The organism is Streptomyces sp. NPDC021224, from assembly GCF_044332905.1.
GTDB lineage: Bacteria > Actinomycetota > Actinomycetes > Streptomycetales > Streptomycetaceae > Actinacidiphila.
Window position 1 is genome coordinate 88,096 of sequence record NZ_JBIRPW010000009.1, and the last position, 18,382, is coordinate 106,477.

An 18,382-nucleotide genomic window follows, 5' to 3' on the forward strand; every position below is an offset into this window, starting at 1 on the left:
GTCGTCTCCTCAACGCACCGATCGGATATCCGCGCGCACGTGGACCGGCGTCTTCGAGCCGCACTCGTGGTAGCCCAGGGCGGCGTTGCCGGAAGCGGTGGACGGAATGACTTTGTTGTAGATCGAGCCCAGGCACAGCTCCTGGAAGTCGCCGGTGCTCGCCGAGAGCCGCGCGGCCAGCTGCGACTTGGCGATGTCGATGGTCTTGAGCGTCCCGTCGTCGTCCTCGACCTCGACGCACGCGTGCGGCAGGTCCAGGGCGCCGCCGAGCACACCGCAGAACCAGCCGCGCTTGGCCTCGGCGCGGTAACCGGCGTCCCGGAAGCGCTCGGTGAGCAGCAGGCTGGCGGCGATGCAGCTGGTCGCGCCCAGCTCGTGCACCAGGCCGTAGTCGGCCTGCATCGGCACCGGGATCATCTGCCAGCGGTAGCCGGCCGCGAGGTACTCCTGCGTCAGCTCGCGCAGCACCGGGGAGATCACCGGGGTGCGCGCACCGGTCGTCGTCACGGTCGCGGTGTACGCGGCGGAGCCCTCGCCCGGGTCCGGCTCGGTCACCTCGGCGAGCCGGCCGCCGAACCGGTCGATGTCCGGCGCCTCCAGCCGCCACGGGGCCTCTCCGGCGCAGTCCGGGCACTCCAGGGTGACCTGGAAGTCCCAGGTCTTCGCCCGCAGCAGGTCGTCCACCGGGCGCCCGGCGAAGCGGAAGAGCATCCGGAAGGCCAGCTCCGGCTGGGTCTTGGAGGTGTTGGAGTACATGCCGAGGTTGTAGAGGTCGTTCGTGTCGAAGTGCCGGACGCCGTCGCGCTCCTCGCACGGCAGGCCGGCGGCGACCAGCCGGTCGATCTCCGCCGGTCCGCAGCGCAGCATCTCCTGCGCCACCGATTCCGGCTGGTCCCGCACCGAGTATTCGGCGGGAATGAACTCGATCGAGTCCGCGACCCTTTCCCAGGGCGTATCCACTGCTACTGACTGGCCCGACACGGTACCTCTCCCCCGCAGAATCGGCGCGGCACGGTTGTCACCTGGCGGCCCAGATTAACCGTAATAAAAGCGTGGCGGTATATGAGAAACTCACTATCGAAGGTGCATCCGGCACGCCCGGACGAGATCCCAGCAGGCCACCGGCTTGCACTAGCCCATTCCGGATGCCCCATCAACCCCTATCCCACCCCTGGCCGACCCTGTAAGACTTATGCATAGGGGTAGGGGTGGGGTATGAGGAGAGACCCCTGCACAGTAGGGTCGAGCGGGATGAAGTGAATCCTAAATCATTTGCTTTCGACAGCAGCGCATTTCTTGAGAATCGGGAGCCGGCGGGCCAATGGCTGATGAAGAAAAGCTGCGTCAGTACCTCAAGAAGGCCACCGGCGACCTGCGGGTCACGGCCCGCAAGCTCCAGGAGGCCGAGCTCAAGGACACCGAGCCGATCGCGATCGTCGGCATGGGCTGCCGTTTCCCGCCGGGGCTGCGCTCGCCCGAAGGGCTGTGGGATTTCGTCGCGGGCGAGGGCGACGGGATCACACCCTTCCCCGGCGACCGCGGGTGGGGCCCGGACGCGGGTCCCGGCGGCAGCCCCGACAAACGCCCGGACGAGGCCGCACGGCAGGGCGGCTTCCTCGGCGGACCCGCCGGGGCCGACCGCTTCGACGCGGGCTTCTTCGGGATCACCCCGCACGAGGCGCTGGTGACGGACCCCCAGCAGCGCCTGCTGCTGGAGACCGCGTGGGACGCCGTCGAGCACGCCGGCATCGACCCCGCGGGCCTGCGCGGCACCCGCACCGGCGTCTACGCCGGGGTGTCCTACTGCCACTACGGCGCCGGTCCGCAGCCGGAACTGCCCGAGGGCGGGTCCGACCAGCAGATCATCGGCGGCGCCCCGAGCACCGCCTCCGGCCGTGTCGCGTACGCCCTCGGGCTGCACGGACCGGCCCTCAGCATCGACACCGCCTGCTCGTCCTCGCTCGTCGCGATCCACCTGGCCTGCCAGGCGCTGCGCCGCGGCGACTGCGACCTCGCGCTGGCGGGCGGCGTCACCGTCATGGCGACGCCCAACGTCATCCTCGAATTCGGCCGCCGCGGGGCGCTCGCCGGGGACGGCCGCTGCAAGCCCTTCGCCGCGGGCGCCGACGGCATGGGCTTCGGCGAGGGCGCCGGACTGCTCGTCCTGGAGCGGCTGTCGGCCGCGCGGCGGCACGGCCACAGCGTCCTCGCGGTCGTCCGCGGCTCCGCGGTCAACCAGGACGGCGCCACCAACGGCCTGACCTCGCCCAGCCGTTCCGCCCAGGAGGCGGTCATCCGGCAGGCCCTCGACAGCGCCGGGCTGGCTCCCGACCAGGTCGACGCAGTCGAGGGGCACGGCACGGGCACGGCGCTGGGCGACGCGATCGAGGCGGAGGCCGTCATCGCGACGTACGGCGCGGACCGGCCGCAGGGGCGGCCGCTGCGGCTGGGCTCGGTGAAGTCCAACATCGGCCACACGCAGACCGCCTCCGGTGTGGCGAGCGTCATCAAGATCGTCATGTCCATGCGCGCAGGCATCCACGCCCGCACCCTGAACATCGACCACCCCACGACCTACGTCGACTGGTCCGCCGGCTCCGTCGTCCTCACCACGGAGGCCACCCCCTGGCCGTCCCCCGGCCGCCCGCGCCGCGCGGGTGTCTCCTCCTTCGGCATCAGCGGCACGAACGCCCACCTGATCGTGGAGGAACCGGCCGCGCCCGACGGCGCGGAGACGCCACCGGGCCCCGCGGGCGGTACGGCGGACGGCGGTGTGCCCTGGGTGGTGTCGGCCAAGGACGCGGGGGCGCTGCGGGCCGTGGCCGGGGAGCTGGGGGAGTTCCTGGACGCGCGGCCCGGCGTGGACGTGGCGGGGGTCGGGCGGGCGCTCGCCCGGACGCGGGGCGCCTTCGCGCACCGTGCCGTCGTCGTCGGGCCCGAGGGTGACTCCCCCGCCGCCCGGCGTGCCGCGCTCGCCGCGCTGGCCCGCGGCGAGGCGGCGCCCGGACTGCTCACCGGGACGGCCACGGGTACGGGCGGCACGCCCACCGCACTCTTGCTCACCGGCGACGTGCCGGGGGCCGTGGACGCGGCCCGCGAACTCGCCGCCCGCTTCCCCGTCTTCGCCGAGGCGCACGCCGAGGTGCTCGCACGGCTGGCGGAGCGGCTCGGCGCGCCGCCCGCCGGCTACCGGCAGGCCGCGGTGTTCGCGTGGCAGACGGCGATGGTCCGGCTGGTCCGCTCCTTCGGGGTGGAGCCGGAGGTCGTCGCGGGCGCGGGCATCGGCGAGATCGCCGCGGCCTGCGCGGCCGGGGTCCTGTCGTCCGCCGACGCGGTGGCGCTCGCCGCCGCCGCGGCGCGGGCGGACGCCGACACGGACGCGCTGCGCGGGGACGGCGACCTGTCGCCCGCCGACGCCACGGCCCTCGCGGCCGCCGCCGCACGCGCCGACGAGAACGCGGGCGCCCTGCGGGCCGCCGCGGAGGGCGTCGCGTACGGCACGCCCGCCCGCACGCTCGTGCTCGCCTCCGGCGGCGCGCCGGACGACCCCGAACGCTGGGCGACCGGTGGCTTCCTGGCCGCGGGCGGCGACGCCCCGGCCGCCGCGCGGGAGCAGGGCGCGGCGGTGTGCCTGGAGCTGGACCCGGGCGCCGTCACCGGTGTGGACGAGCTGCTGGCGCGGCTCGCGGCGGCCTGGACGGCGGGGACGGCGGTGCGCTGGGCGGCGGCCTTCGACGGTCCGGCCGGGCCGGGCGAGCAGGTCCGCCTGCCCGGTTACCCCTTCCGGCGCAGCCGCTACTGGCTCGCCTCGCCCGCCCTCGGCAGCCACGGCCCCGCCGAGCCCGCCCGCGAGGACGTGCACCCGCTGCTGGGCGGCGAGATCGACCTCGCCGACCCCGCGGAGCGGCGCTTCGCCCGGTCCCTGACGGCACGTGAGTCCTGGTACGCCGGGCAGTACCGGCTGCGCGGCGCCGCCGCCCTGCCGTCCGCCGCCCTCGCCGAGTGGGCGCTGGCCGCCGCCCGGCACGGCGCGGGCGACGGCGTCGACCCGGCGGACGTCCGCACGGTCGAGGACCTGGACTTCGGCCCCCCGGTCCTGCTCACGGGCGCCCGCGCCCTCCCCCTCCAGACGGCGGCGGAGACGCGGGGCGCGACCCGCCGCGTGCGCGGCTTCACCGCGCAGGCGCCGAGCCCGGCGCGACCCGCCGACGATGCCGGAACGCCCCCCGAGCCCGGCTCACCCACGGGAGCGGCGCAGGCCCCGGCGGACTCCGCCGGCTGCGCCCACCCCGCGACGACCGCGCCCGGCGCGCGTACGCCGGACCCCGCCGGCCCCGCGAGCCCCGCACGGCCGCGCTGGACGCTCCGCTTCAGCGCGTGCGCCGCGGAGAAGAATCCGCCCGCCCCTTCCCGTGCCGACCTCGGGCGGTTGCGGGAGCGGTTGGCGGAGGGCGATCCGGGGGTGCTGTTCGGGTGGCTGGACGCGGCCGGGGTCGGGTGCGGTCCGGTGTACCGGGAGGCCGCGCGGCGGTCGTGGCGCGGGGACGACGAGGTGCTGGCGCTGCTGGAGACCGGCGCGGAGGGCGGCGAGGGGTACGTCCTGCACCCCGTCGTGTTCGAGCTGTGCCTGCTGGCCGCGGCGCCGCTGCTCGCTGACGCGGGCCGGGGAGCCGGACCGTGGCTGCCGTCGGCCGTCGCGCGGCTGACGTGCCACCGCGAGCTGCCCGCCCGGGTGTGGTGCCATGCGCGCCGCGCCGGGGACGGCACCGCGCACGTGGAGCTGTACGACGACGCGGGCGAGCCCCTGGTGAGCGTCGCCGGGCTGGCCTTCGCCCCCGCCGAACTGCCCGAACCGCCGCGGCAGGACGCGCGGGACACCGGGGGCGACGAGCCGTGGGACGCGGGCGAGCTGGCGCGGCTCGCGGTCGAGGAGCCGCGGGCGGCCCGGCTGGCGCTCACCGACACCCTGTTCGCCCGGGTCAGTTCGATGGTCGGCGCGTTCGCCGACGACCCGGCGAGCGTCCGTACCCGCTTCCCCGCCTCCCGGCTGGGCGACCTCGGCCTGGACTCGCTGCGGGCGATGCGGCTGCGCGAGCAGTTCCGCACGGGCCTGCACGTGGACGTACCGCCGCAGAAGCTGCTCGGCGAGGCCACCGTGGCGGACGTCGTGGACCTGGTCTGCCGGGATCTCGCGGCGCGCAGCCTCGTCGTGACCGGCGACGAGGAGCCGGCGGCGGGCGAGCCACTCGAAGAACTCATCCTCTAACCCGCCAGAAGGGCAGCCACGATGACCACGGATCTCTTCGCCGAGCTGTATCGCCGCGGGGTCAGGCTGCGGCTGGCCGACGGCCGGCTGCATGTGACGGCCCCGCCCGGTGCGCTGACTCCCGAACTGCGCGAGGAGATGAAGCTGCGCCGGGACGAGCTCGTCGAGACCGTCGCGCGTTCGGCCGCGGCGGCTGACGGGGCGGGGACGCTGACGCCCCGGCCCGAGGAGCGGCACGAGCCGTTCGCGCTGACCGACATCCAGCAGGCCTACTGGGTGGGCCGCACGCCCGCGGTGGAGCTGGGCGGCAACTCCACGCACTGCTACCTGGAGTTCGACGCCGCCGACCTCGACGTGCCGCGGCTCGGGCGGAGCCTGGACATGCTGGTGCGGAGGCACGACATGCTGCGGGCGGTGATCCAGCCGGACGGGCGGCAGCGCGTGCTGCCGGAGGTGCCGGCGTACGAGGTGCGCGTCGCGGACCTGTCCGGGCTGGACGGGGCCGCGCAGCAGGCCGGTATCGAGGAGATCCGCGACGAGCTGGCGCACCAGGTGCTGCCCGCCGACCGCTGGCCGCTGTTCGAGGTGCGGGCGACGAAGCTGGACGAGCGGCGCTGGCGGCTGCATCTGAGCCTGGACATGCTGATCATGGACGGTTTCAGCTTCGGGATCTTCCAGCGCGACTGGTACCGCTTCTACCGCAACCCCGACGAGCCGCCCGCCCCACTGGAGGTCACCTTCCGCGACTGTGTGCTCGCCGAGCAGCAGGCGCAGGGCGAGCGGCGCTTCGCGGCGGACCGGCAGTACTGGCTGGACCGGCTCGACACCCTGGCGCCCGCGCCGGAACTGCCGCTGGCCGTGCAGCCCGGACAGCTCAGCCGGCCGCGGTTCGCCCGCGCGCACGCCAAGCTGTCGCGGGAGCGCTGGGCGGCGGTCAAGGAGACGGCCCGCGGTCGCGGCCTCACCCCGTCCGCGGTGCTCATGGCGGCGTACGCGGACGTGCTGCGCCGCTGGTCGAAGCGGCCCGAACTCACCATGAACCTCACGCTGTTCAACCGTCCGCCGCTGCACCCGCAGATCGGCGAGGTGATCGGCGACTTCACCTCGCTGGTGCTGCTGGAGACCCGGCCCGACGCCGGGGACTCCTTCGCCGGGCGGGCCAAGCGGCTGCACCTCCAGCTCATGGAGGACCTGGGGCACGCGACCTTCTCCGGGGTGCGGGTGCTGCGCGAGCGGGCCCGGCGGCTGGGCGGGCGGCCGGGGGCGGCGATGCCGGTGGTCTTCACCAGCATGGTGGGCTTCGACTCCGGCTCCGGCCCGACCGAGACGGCCCAGGTGTTCGGCGACGTGGTGTACGGCGTGAGCCAGACGCCGCAGGTCTGGCTGGACTACCAGGTGCTGGAGGACCGCGGGGAACTGCTGGTCAACTGGGACTACGTCGAGGGCCTGTTCCCCGACGGCATGCTGGACGAGATGTTCGCGGCGCACCTGACGGGTCTGGAGCGGCTGGCGGACGGCGAGGCGGCCTGGGACGAGCGGGAGGTCGTCGTCCTGCCGCAGGCGCAGGCCGAGGAGCGGCGCCGGGCCAACGACACCTACGCCGACATCCCGGACCGGACGCTGTGCGCCCTGGTCGAGGAGCAGGCGGCGCGTACCCCGGACGCGGTCGCGGTGATCGCCGCGGACGGTGAGCACGGCTACGCCGAACTCGTCGCGGACTCCCACCGGCTGGCGCACGTCCTCCAGGCGGCGGGGGCGGCGCGGGACACGCTCGTCGGCGTGATCTGCGAGAAGGGCTACGAGCAGGTCGCCGCGGCGCTCGGTGTCACCCGGTCCGGGGCGGCGTACCTGCCGGTCGAGCCGCGCTGGCCCGCCGCCCGCCGGGCGAAGCTGCTCGACCAGGGCGGGGTGCGGGTCGTGGTGACGTCCGAGCGGCTGCGCACGGAACTGGAGTGGCCGGAAGGCGTCCGGCTGGTGACCTTCGCCGACGACGAGGTGCGGGCCGCGCCCGCGACCCCGCCCGCGGCCGGTCCCGACCCGGCGGACCTGGCGTACGTCATCTTCACCTCCGGCTCGACGGGCACCCCCAAGGGCGTCATGATCGACCACCGGGCGGCCGCCAACACCATCCAGGACCTGACGGCGCGCTACGCGGTCACGGCCGCCGACCGCGCGCTCGCGCTGTCCGCGCTGAGCTTCGACCTGTCCGTCTACGACATCTTCGGCATGCTGGCCGCGGGCGGCGCGGTGGTGATGCCGGAGCCGGGCCGGGCCCAGGAGCCGCAGCACTGGTCGGAGCTGACGGAGCGGCACGGTGTGACGGTCTGGAACAGCGTCCCGGCGCTGATGCAGGTGTGGATCGACGCGCACGACGCCGACGCCCCGCCCCCCGGGCGGGCCCTGCGGCTGGTCATGATGAGCGGCGACTGGATCCCGGTCGCGCTCCCGGACCGGATCCGCGCCTTCTACCCCGACACGGTGCTGATGAGCCAGGGCGGCGCCACCGAGGCGTCGATCTGGTCGATCCACCACCCGATCGGCGAGGTGCCCGCGACGTGGTCGCGCATCCCGTACGGCAAGGCGCTCGGCAACCAGACGATGCACGTGTACGACGGGTGGCTGGAGCCGAGCCCGGTGTGGGCGACGGGCGAGATATGTATCGGCGGCCGCGGTGTCGCCCGCGGCTACTGGGCCGACCCGGAGCGGACGGCGGAGCGCTTCGTGACCCACCCGCGCACCGGGGAGCGGCTCTACCGCACCGGGGACCTCGGCCGCTTCCTGCCCGGCGGGGACATCGACTTCCTCGGCCGCGAGGACTCGCAGATCAAGCTCAACGGCTACCGCATCGAGCTGGGCGAGATCGCCGCGCCGCTGCGCCGCCACCCCGGGGTGCGGGACGCGCTGGTCGCGGTGGACACCAACCCGCGCACGGGCAGCCGCCAGCTGGTCGCCTACCTGGTGCCGGACGACGGGGAGGCCGTGCCGGGGCGCACCCACCCGGACGCGGCGCTGCTGCGGGCGCAGTTGGAGGAGCTGCTGCCGGAGTACATGGTGCCGCGGCACTACCTCGTCATCCCGCGGGTGCCGCTGAGCGCGAACGGCAAGGTGGACGCCTCCGCGCTGCCCGCCCCGCGCGAGCAGCAGCAGGCGGGCACGCACTCGGCGCCGCAGGACGACGTGGAGCGCACGCTGCTGGGCTTCTGGCAGGAGGTGCTGGAGCGCGACGACTTCGGGACGGACGAGAACTTCTTCGAGCTCGGCGGCGACTCGCTGCACGCGATCGGCATCCTGGAGCGCATCGCCAAGGAGTTCGGCACCACCGTGAGCCAGGACGAGGGCCTGCGTACCCTCTTCGACAACCCCACGGTCGCCCGGCTCGCCACGGTGCTGCGGCCCGCGACCGACTGAGCCCCCGACGACGGAGCCGGGCCGCCCCCGTCGGCCGGCCCGGCTCCGTCGTCCGGAACGTCAGCTCTCCTTGCCGTACAGGTGCAGGCAGATCGGGGCGCAGACGGCGGTGATGACGGCGCTGGCGACGAGCGTCCAGGCGACCGCGCCGGCGGTGCCGGAGCCGCCGTTCATCAGGTCGCGGGCGGCGGTGGCGACATGGCTGAGCGGGTTGACCTTGACGAAGGCCTGGAGCCAGCCCGGCATGGTGCTGGGCTTGACGAAGACGTTGCTGGCGAAGGACAGCGGCATCAGCACGGCGTTGGCGATGCTGATGACGACGGCCGGGTCGCGCAGCGCGAGCGCGAGCGCGGCCCACACCAGCGACAGCGCGAGGCCGAACACGATGACCAGGGCGACCGCGCCGAGGACGCCGAGGAAGCCGTTGTCGGGGCGGTAGCCCATGGCGACGCCGAGCACGATGACGATGACGGACGCGAAGACGTACCGCGCGCCGTCGCTGAGCAGGCCGCCGAGCACGAACGCGCCGCTCCAGATGGGCAGTCCGCGGAAGCGGTCGAAGGCGCCGCTGCGGACGTCCTGGGCGAGCCGGCCGCCGCCGTACATCGTCACGATGGCGATGCTCATGCTGAGCACGCCGGGCAGCAGCACCTTCAGGTACTCCGACGTGGAGCCGCTGATCGCACCGCCGAAGAGGTAGGTGAACAGCACCGTGAACAGGATCGGGATGGCGGTGGAGTCCACGAGCTGCTTGGGGTCGTGCTTGAGCTTGAGCATGGCGCGGCTGCCGAAGGCGGCCGAGGCCGCGACGGGACCGGCCCGGTGGCGGGTGCGGCCCGCGGCGAGCAGGGCGTCGATGGGGTCGGACCCGGCTGCGGCGGGGCGCGCGGGGGCGGTGGGGCTGCTCATGCGGTCTGGTCCTCGTGGTCGGTGGTGGCCGGGGCCGTCCGGTGGCCGGTGAGGGCGAGGAAGGCCTCGTCGAGGCTGGGCTGGCCGAGCGAGAGGTCGGCGACGCCCACACCGGCGTCGGCGAGCCGGGTCATGGTGCGGCCGACGAGCCGGCTCACGTCCCTGCCGCCCGTGTCCGCTCCGGCGGTGCCGAGCAGCACGGACAGTGCGAACGGGTCGGCGTCCAGCTCGACCTTCCCGTCGAGGGATTCGCCGAGGATCTGGCGGGCCCGGTCGCGCTGTTCCTCGTCGAGCAGCCGCACGTGCAGGGTGCCGGAGCCGACCCGGGACTTCAGCTGCGAGCTGGTGCCCTCGGCGACGATCCGGCCGTTGTCGATGACGGCGATCTGCTCGGCGAGCTGGTCGGCCTCCTCCAGGTACTGCGTGGTGAGCAGCACGGTGGTGCCGGCCGCCGCGACCCGGCGGACCAGCTCCCAGACCTGGTTGCGGCTGCGCGGGTCGAGTCCGGTGGTCGGCTCGTCCAGGAACAGCAGGTCGGGGGTCACGATGAGGCTGGCGGCGATGTCGAGGCGGCGGCGCATACCGCCGGAGTAGCCGCTGACCGGGCGGCCCGCCGCGTCGCTCAGGTCGAAGGCGGCGAGCAGCGCGTCGGCCCGGTCCCGGCAGGCGGGGCGGGGCAGGCCCTGGAGGCGGCCGAGGAAGATCAGGTTCTCGTAGCCCGTCAGGTCCTCGTCGAGCGAGGCGTACTGGCCGGTGAGCGAGACCCGGGCGCGGATCGCGTCCGCCTCGGTCAGCACGTCGTGGCCGAGCACCTTGGCGGTGCCGCCGGTCGGTTTGATGAGCGTGGCAAGGATCCGGATCGTGGTGGTCTTGCCCGCACCGTTCGGGCCCAGGAACCCGAACACCTGGCCGCGCGGGATCGTCAGGTCGATCCCGTCCAGCGCACGCTTCTCCCCGTAGGCCTTGGCCATGCCGCGTGCCTCGACCGCCGGCTGGTCCTCGCCCGCGCTATTCTTTGACATGCCGTAAGAGTTGACTATCTCTCACAGCTTGTCAAGGTTACGGCCGAACGCATACCGTCGGGGAATGGTCGACTCGCAGGAAACCGCCCCACCGCCGCGCCGCCGCCGGGCCGACGCGCAGCGCAGCATCGACGCCATCCTCAACGCGAGCCGGGTCGTGCTCGGCGAGCGCCCGGACGCGAGCATGGACGACATCGCCTCCGCCGCCGGCGTCACACGGCAGACCGTCTACGCGCATTTCCCCTCGCGGGACGCGCTGGTCGCCGCGCTCATCGAGGCGGCCGCCGCCGAGTACCTCACCGCGCTCGACGCCGCCGGGCTCGACAGCGCCCCGCCCGCCGAGGCCCTCGCGCAGTTCCTGGACGCGGGCTGGCGCTTCCTGCGCCGCCACCCGATGCTGCTCAACCCCACCGCGCCGCGCACGCCCGAGCCCAACCACAACGCGCTGTCCGACGTGGTGCCGCCGCGGCTCGAACGCCTCGTCACCCGCGGCATGGACAGCGGCGCCTTCGACGTGTCGCTGCCCGCGGCCTGGCTCGCCGCCGCGATCGTCGGACTCCAGCACGCCGCCGCCGCCGAGGTCGCCGCCGGGCACCTGCTCCCGGACGACGCGGAAGCGCTGTGCCTGGAGAGCGCGCTGCGGCTGTGCGGGAGCAGGTAGCCCCGCGGGCGGCCCGGCCCTGACGGAGGGGTTCCCGCCCCTCCGCCGGACCGCGCCGGTCGTGCCTGTCGTGCCCCTCGTGGCTCCGGGTGTACGGCCGGTCAGTCGCGCGGGAGGTCGCCCTCCGCCAGGCCGCCGTCGAGGAGGGCGAACAGCTCCTCGTCGGTGGCGGTGTCCAGGACCAGTTCCGTCCCGTCCGCCCCGTCGCCCGGGGCGGCCTCCGTGCCCTGCGGCGCGGCGTCGTCCCAGCGGCTGAGCAGCGCCCGCAGCCGCCGGGTGATCGTGCCGCGCAGCTCCTCGTCCGGCGCGGAGCCCAGCAGGGACCGCTCCAGGCTCTCGATCTCGTCGAGCACCGGCTCGGGCGCGGCCTGCGCGCCCTCGTCCAAAGTGAGCTTCGTCCGCAGGTGGCGGGCCAGCGCGGCCGGGGTCGGATGGTCGAAGACCAGCGTCGCCGGGAAGGTGCAACCGGTCGCCGCGGCGAGCCGGTTGCGCAGGTCCACCGCGGTGAGCGAGTCGAACCCGGCGTCCCGGAAGGCGCTGTCCGGGTCCATCGCGTCCGCGTCGCCGCCGCCCAGGGCGACGACCGCGTGCGAGCGGACGAGCTGGAGCAGGAAGGCGTGCCGCTCGGCCTCGTTCAGCGGCGCGAGCTGCCGCGCCACCCCGCCGCCGGGCTCGGCCGCGACCGCCTGCGGCTGCACCGGCGTGCTGACCAGGCCGCGCCACAGCGCCGGGAGGCCGCCCTCGCGGGCGAGGGCGCGCAGCCTGCCGGTGCGGATGCCCGTCGCGAGCAGCAACGGCTGCGCGGAGCCGCGGGCCGCGTCGAAGAGGGCCAGCGCCTGCGGGGTGGGCAGCGCGGTGTAGTAGCCGGACATCCTGGCCCGGCTGGCGGAGGTGAGGGTGGCCGTCAGGGCGCTGGTCTGCGCCCACAGCCCCCACGCGACCGACGTCGCGGGCAGGCCGCGCGAGCGCCGGTGGTGGGCGAGCGCGTCCAGCACGGTGTTCGCCGCCGCGTAGTTGCCCTGCGCGGGGGCGCCGGTGAGCCCGGCACCGGAGGAGAAGAGGACGAAGTCGGCGAGGTCCGCGCCCGCGGTCAGCTCGTGCAGATGCAGCGCCGCGTCCGCCTTGGGCCGCAGCACGGTGCCGATCCGCTCCGGGGTGAGCGAGCCCAGGATGCCGTCGTCCAGCACGCCCGCGGTGTGCACCACCGACGTCAGCGGGTGCGCCCCCGGTACGGCGGCCAGCACCCGCGCCAGGTCGTCCCGGTCGCCCGCGTCGCAGGCCACGATGTCGGCGGTGGCGCCGAGCCCGGCGAGTTCGGCCCGCAGCTCGTCCGCGCCGGGCGCCGCGGGCCCGCTGCGGCTCAGCAGCAGGAAGTGCCGGGCGCCGCGGGCGGCGAGGTGGCGGGCGACGAGGCCGCCGAGCGTGCCCGTACCGCCGGTGACCAGCACCGTGCCCTCGGGGTCCGGCTGCCGCGGCACCGTCAGCACGATCTTGCCGACGTGCCGGGCCTGGCTCATGTGGCGGAACGCCCCGATCGCGTCCCGCAGGTCCCACGTCGTCAGCGGCGGCAGCCGCAGCGCACCGGCCCGGAAGAGGTCCATGACCTCGGCGAGCATCGCGCCGATACGGTCCACTCCCGCGTCGTCCAGCACGAACGCCCGGTAGCCGACACCCGGATGGGCGGCGGCGACCTCCGCGGCGTCCCGGACGTCCGTCCGGCCCATCTCCACGAAGCGCCCGCCGCCGCGCAGCAGCCGCAGCGACGCGTCGACGAACTCGCCCGCGAGCGAGTCGAGGACGACGTCGAGGCCGCGCTCCCCCGCCTCGGCCGCGAACCGCTCCTCGAAGTCGAGAGTGCGGCTGGACGCGATGTGCGCGTCGTCCAGCCCCGCGGCCCGCAGCACCGGCCACTTGGCCGGGCTCGCCGTCGCGAACACCTCGGCGCCCCGGTGCCGGGCGAGCTGGACGGCGGCCATGCCGACGCCCCCGGCCGCCGCGTGCACCAGCACCGACTCGCCGGGCGCCAGCCCGGCCAGGTCGGACAGCGCGTAGTGCGCGGTGACGAAGGCCACCGGCACGGACGCGGCCTGCTCGAACGACCAGTTCTCCGGGATCGGCGCGAGCAGCCGCTCGTCGGTCACCGCGACCGGCCCGAACGCGTGGGTGAGCAACCCGAGGACGCGGTCGCCGGGCTTGAGGCCCGTCACGTCGCCGCCGACGGCGGTCACGACGCCCGCGCCCTCACCGCCGAGGTCGGCCTCGTCCGGGATCAGCCCGAGCGCCACCACGACGTCATGGAAGTTGAGCCCCGCGGCACGCACCGCCACCCGCACCTCGCGCGGACCGAGTTCGCCGGTGGACGGCTCGCACGCGGCGAGGGTCAGCCCCTCCAGCGTGCGGGTGCCGGTGCACTCCAGCCGCCACGCGGCCGCCCCGGCGGGCGGCACCAGGCTCTCGCCGGACGCGGCCCGCGCCAGCCGGGGCGCGAGCAACGCGCCCGACCGGACGGCGAGTTGCGGCTCGCCGGACGCGGCGACCGCCTCCCACAGCTCGCCGGACGCGGCCTCGGCGGTGTCGTCGTCGACCAGCACGAAGGCGTCCGGGTGCTCGGTCTGCGCGGAGCGCACCAGCCCCCACACCGCGGCGGCGGCGAGATCCGCGACCCCGGCCCCGTCCTCCGCCGCGACCGCCCCCCGCGTCCTGACCACCAGCCGCGCCCCGGACAGGACCTCGTCGACGGCCTTCTCCTGAAGCACGCCCAGGACGGCCGCACTGAGTTCGCGCATCCGCCCGCCAACCCCGGCGACCCCGGTGTGCCGGTACTGCCCGCCGCTTGAGCCCGCGCCGCCGGTCGCGGCGGCCTGCGTCGCGCCCTGCGCCCGTGGGCCCGGTGCGCACCAGACCACCATGTCCGGGGCGGGGGCGCCCTCGGTGACGGAGGTGTGGAGGGATGCGAGGTCCGGGTGGGTGGTGGTGGGGCGGCCGGTGGATGTGAGGCGGCGGGCGACGGTCGCGGCCTCCTCGTCCGTGCCGAGGACGGCCCAGCGCCGCTGGGCGGCCGCCGCGGGGGCGGGGACCGGCGTCCAGTCGACGCGGAAGAGGGCGTCGCGCAGCGACCCGGTGTCGGCCGCGCGCAACTGCTCGGCGGTGACCGCCCGTACGACCAGCTCCCCCACCGAGGCGACGGGGCGCCCGTCGAGGTCGGCGGCGGCCAGCGCGACACGGTCCGGGCCGAGCCGCCGGACGCGGACCCGCAGGTCGGTCAGGCCGGGGGCGGCGAGGGCGACCTCGCCGAAGAGGAAGGGCAGCCACAGCCGCGCGGGCCCGTCCTCGTCCGCCATGAGGATGCCCGCGGCCTGCATCGCCGCGTCCAGCAGCGCGGGGTGGACGCCGTAGCGCCCGGCCTCGCCGCGCTGGGCGGCGCCCAGGCCGACCTCGGCGAAGACCTCGCCGTCGCGCCGCCAGGCCCGGCGGATGCCGCGGAAGGCCTCCCCGTAGGTGTAGCCGCGTCCGGCGTAGTCCTCGTACAGCCCTTCCGTGGGGAGCGGTTCGGCCCCGGCGGGCGGCCAGACGGCGAGTCCGCCGGCGTCCGCGGTGAGCGGCCTGCCGCTCAGTTCGCCGCCCGCGTGGGACGTCCACTCGCCGTCGAAGGAGGCGTCCTCGGGCCGTGAGTAGACGGTCACCCGGCGGCTGCCGGTGTCGTCCGGGGCCGCGGCGACTACCTGGATCTGCACCGCGCCGTCCGGCGGGACGGCCATCGGGGCCTCCAGCGTCAGTTCGCTGACGCCAAAACAGCCGGTCTCGGCGGCGGCGCGCAGCGCGAGTTCGACGAAGGCGGTGCCGGGCAGCAGCACCTGGCCCTCGACGGCGTGGTCGGCGAGCCACCCGTGGGTCTGCGGCGACAGCCGCCCGGAGAGCACGACGGCCCCGTTGTCGGCGGCGTCGATCGCGGCGCCGAGCATCGGGTGCTCGCCCGCGCGCAGCCCGGCCTTGCCGAGGGCGTCGCCGGAGGGCTGCTCCTGATCCTGCCAGTAGCGCTGCCGCTGGAAGGCGTACGGGGGCAGGGCGGTGGCGGGGGCGGCGGGGTGGCCGAGCAGCCGCTCCCACGCGACGGGCACGCCGCCGGTGTGGGCCTGCGCGACCGAGGCGAGGAAGTCGTCGGGGCCGCCGCGGTCGCGGTGCAGGGTGCCGAGGACGAGCGCGGCGGCGTCCGCGGCGGCGATCGTCTCCTCCAGGCCCATCGTCAGCACCGGGTGCGGGCTGGACTCGACGAACAGCTCGTAGCCGCGCTCGGTGAGGGTGCGGGTGACCTCGTCGAAGCGCACCGGCCGGCGCAGGTTGCGGTACCAGTAGTCCGTGTCGAGCGCGGTGGTGTCGAGCTGGCCACCGGTCACGGCGGAGTAGAAGGGGATCCGGGAGGCCACCGGGGTGACGCCCGCGAGCTGCCGCAGGAGTTCGTCGCGGATGCGCTCGACGTGCGGCGAGTGGGAGGCGTAGTCGACGGGCAGGCGCCGCACCCGGACGTCGGAGTCCCGGTAGGTGTCGACGAGTTCGGTGATCGCGTCGGTGTCGCCGGAGACGACGACGGAGCCGGGCCCGTTGACGACGCCGACCGCGAGCCGTCCCGCCCAGCGGGTGAGCGCCGCCTCGGCCTCCTCCCGGCCCAGGCCCAGCGACGCCATGGCACCCTGCCCGGACAGCGCCACGATGGCGCGGCTGCGCAGCGCCACGATGCGGGCCGCGTCCTCCAGGGTCAGCGCGCCCGCGACGCAGGCCGCGGCGATCTCGCCCTGCGAGTGGCCGACGACGGCGGCGGGGGCGATCCCGGCGTGCTCCCACAGCGCGGCCAGCGACACCATGACGGCGAACAGGACCGGCTGGACGACGTCCACCCGCTCCAGGTCCGGGGCGCCGGGCGCGCCGCGCAGCACGTCGCGCACCGACCAGCCGGTGAAGGGGGCGAGCGCGGCCTCGCACGCGGCGAGCCGGTCGCGGAAGACCGGTTCGGCGTCGAGCAGTCCGAGCGCCATGCCCGTCCACTGCGAGCCCTGGCCGGGGAAGACGAACACGGCCTCGGCGGCGCGGCTGCGGGCCGTGCCCTGCACCACGCCGGGCGCGGGCCGCCCCTCGGCCAGCGCGTGCAGCCCGGCGAGCAGGGTGTCCCGGTCGGGGCCCAGCACCACGGCCCGGTGGGTGAGGGCGGCCCGGCGCAGAAGCGCGGCGGCGGTGCCGCGCGCGTCCAGCTCCGGGTGCCCGGCGACGTGGGCGGCGAGCTGCGCGGCCTGACCGCGCAGCCCGCGCTCCCCGCGCCCGGACAACAGCCAGGCGACGACGGCCGGTTCGCCGTCGGCGGCCCCGGCCCCGGTACGTCCCTCGCCGGTAGCGGCGGCGGATCCCGCGTCCGCGGAGCGACCGGCTCCGGGACGGCCCTCGCCCGCACGAACTGCGGATCCGGCGTCCGCCGCACGGCCGGGGTCCCCGGCCGCAGCGGTCCCGGGACGGGCCGCGCCCGCGCCCACCGCGGATCCCGCGTCCACGGAGCCGACGGTCCCGGCACCCGCACCGGCAGCGGATCCGGCGTCCGCGGCGCCCGCCGGGCGGCCTGCCTCGCCAGCGGGCGAAGGCCCGGGACGGCCCGTGCCCGCACCGGCAGCGGACCCCGCGTCCGCGGCGCCGACCGCCCCGGCGCCCGTGCCCGCACCGGCTGCGGCTCCTCCCGGGGCCGCGGGGGTCGCGGGGGGCTCCGGGGGTGGGGCCTGTTCGAGGATCAGGTGGGCGTTCGTGCCGCTCACGCCGAAGGACGAGACGCCCGCGCGGCGCGGCTGCCCGGCGTCGGGCCACGGCTGCGCCCGGACGGCCAGTTCGACGTCGCCCGCCTCCCAGTCGACGTGCCGGCTCGGCTCGTCCACGTGGAGGGTCGCGGGCAGCATGCCGTGCCGCATCGCGAGCACCATCTTCATCACACCGGCCGCGCCCGCGGTCGCCTGCGTGTGGCCGATGTTGGACTTCACCGAGCCGAGCAGCAGCGGTCTGCCGTCCGGGCGGTCCTGCCCGTAGGTGGCGAGCAGCGCCTGTGCCTCGATGGGGTCGCCCAGCGTGGTGCCGGTGCCGTGCGCCTCGACGACGTCCACGTCCCGCAGCGTCAGCCCGGCGGCGGCGACGGCCTGCCGGATCACGCGTTCCTGGGAGGGGCCGTTGGGCGCGGTCAGCCCGCTGGAGGCGCCGTCCTGGTTGACGGCCGAGCCGCGGATCACGGCGAGGACGTCGTGGCCGAGGCGGCGGGCCCGCGAGAGGGGTTCGACCAGCAGCAGGCCGAGGCCCTCGGCGAAGCCGAAGCCGTCGGCGGCCTCGGCGAAGGCCTTGCAGCGCCCGTCCGCGGACAGCGCGCGCTGCCTGCTGAACTCGACGATGACGCGCGGGCTCGACATGACGGTCACGCCCCCCGCGACGGCCATGGTGCATTCGCCCGAGCGCAGCGCCTGGCACGCCATGTGCAAGGTGACGAGCGACGAGGAGCACGCGGTGTCGACGGTGACGGCGGGGCCTTCGAGGCCGAAGACGTAGCTCACCCGGCCGGACAGGATGCTCGGCGTCGTCCCGGCGACGGCGTAGCCCTCCATGCCGTGCGGGTAGTCCGAGGGTCCGGCACCGACGAAGACGCCGGTGCGGCTGCCGCGCAGGGTCTGCGGGTCGATCCCGGCGGCCTCGAACAGCTCCCAGGTGCCTTCCAGCAGCAGCCGCTGCCGCGGGTCCATGGCGAGCGCCTCGCGCGGGGAGATCCCGAAGAACTCCGCGTCGAAGCCCGCCACTTCGGTCAGGAAGCCGCCCTCGCGGACATAGCTGGTGCCGAGGTGGTCGGGGTCGGGGTCGTACAGTCCGCCCAGGTCCCAGCCGCGGTCGGCGGGGAAGCCGGTCACGGCGTCGCGGCCGTCGGCGAGCAGCCGCCACAGCTCGTCGGGCGAGGTGACGCCGCCGGGCAGGCGGCAGGACATGGCGACGATCGCGACGGGTTCGCGCAGCGTCGCCTCCAGCTCGTCGTTGCGCGCCCGCAGCCGCCGGGTCTCCTTGACCGATGCGCGCAGCGCCTTGGTGACCTCTTCGATGGATGCACTCATC

7 protein-coding genes are annotated in these 18,382 nt (G+C 75.6%); 3 read left to right on the plus strand and 4 right to left on the minus strand.

The features are described 5' to 3' along the window. Nucleotides 1-9: 9 nt before the first annotated feature. Nucleotides 10-960: a hypothetical protein gene (locus ACH4PY_RS23450; RefSeq protein WP_398186137.1), complete on the minus strand. Its 951-nt coding sequence runs from the start codon at nt 958-960 to the stop codon at nt 10-12. Nucleotides 961-1,321: 361 nt separating this feature from the next. On the opposite strand from ACH4PY_RS23450, the gene ACH4PY_RS23455 reads away from it, so the two are divergent. Next, nucleotides 1,322-5,266: a type I polyketide synthase gene (locus ACH4PY_RS23455; RefSeq protein WP_398186139.1), complete on the plus strand. Its 3,945-nt coding sequence runs from the start codon at nt 1,322-1,324 to the stop codon at nt 5,264-5,266. Nucleotides 5,267-5,287: 21 nt separating this feature from the next. After that, nucleotides 5,288-8,674 carry an amino acid adenylation domain-containing protein gene (locus ACH4PY_RS23460; RefSeq protein ID WP_398186142.1) on the plus strand — a complete coding sequence of 1,129 codons (3,387 nt, stop codon included), beginning with the start codon at nt 5,288-5,290 and terminating at the stop codon, nt 8,672-8,674. 60 nt (nt 8,675-8,734) lie between these two features. On the opposite strand, the gene ACH4PY_RS23465 is transcribed toward ACH4PY_RS23460, so the two are convergent. Both ACH4PY_RS23465 and ACH4PY_RS23470 read right to left on the minus strand, forming a co-directional pair. Beyond that, the gene (locus ACH4PY_RS23465; RefSeq protein WP_398186145.1) at nt 8,735-9,583 is read right to left on the minus strand and encodes an ABC transporter permease; all 849 of its coding nucleotides are present in this window, start codon (nt 9,581-9,583) and stop codon (nt 8,735-8,737) included. Then, complete coding sequence (locus tag ACH4PY_RS23470; RefSeq protein WP_398186147.1) at nt 9,580-10,605, minus strand: ATP-binding cassette domain-containing protein; 1,026 nt, start codon at nt 10,603-10,605, stop codon at nt 9,580-9,582. Before ACH4PY_RS23470 ends, ACH4PY_RS23465 begins: the two co-directional genes overlap by 4 nt. A gap of 64 nt (nt 10,606-10,669) precedes the next feature. Between ACH4PY_RS23470 and ACH4PY_RS23475 the strand changes: the two genes are divergently transcribed. After that, complete coding sequence (locus ACH4PY_RS23475) at nt 10,670-11,266, plus strand: TetR/AcrR family transcriptional regulator (protein WP_398186150.1); 597 nt, start codon at nt 10,670-10,672, stop codon at nt 11,264-11,266. A gap of 101 nt (nt 11,267-11,367) precedes the next feature. Here ACH4PY_RS23475 and ACH4PY_RS23480 read toward each other — a convergent pair whose 3' ends face one another. Next, nucleotides 11,368-18,381 (minus strand): SDR family NAD(P)-dependent oxidoreductase, encoded by a 7,014-nt coding sequence (locus ACH4PY_RS23480; RefSeq protein WP_398186152.1) that lies wholly within the window; start codon nt 18,379-18,381, stop codon nt 11,368-11,370. Between the last annotated feature and the right edge of the window lies 1 nt (nt 18,382).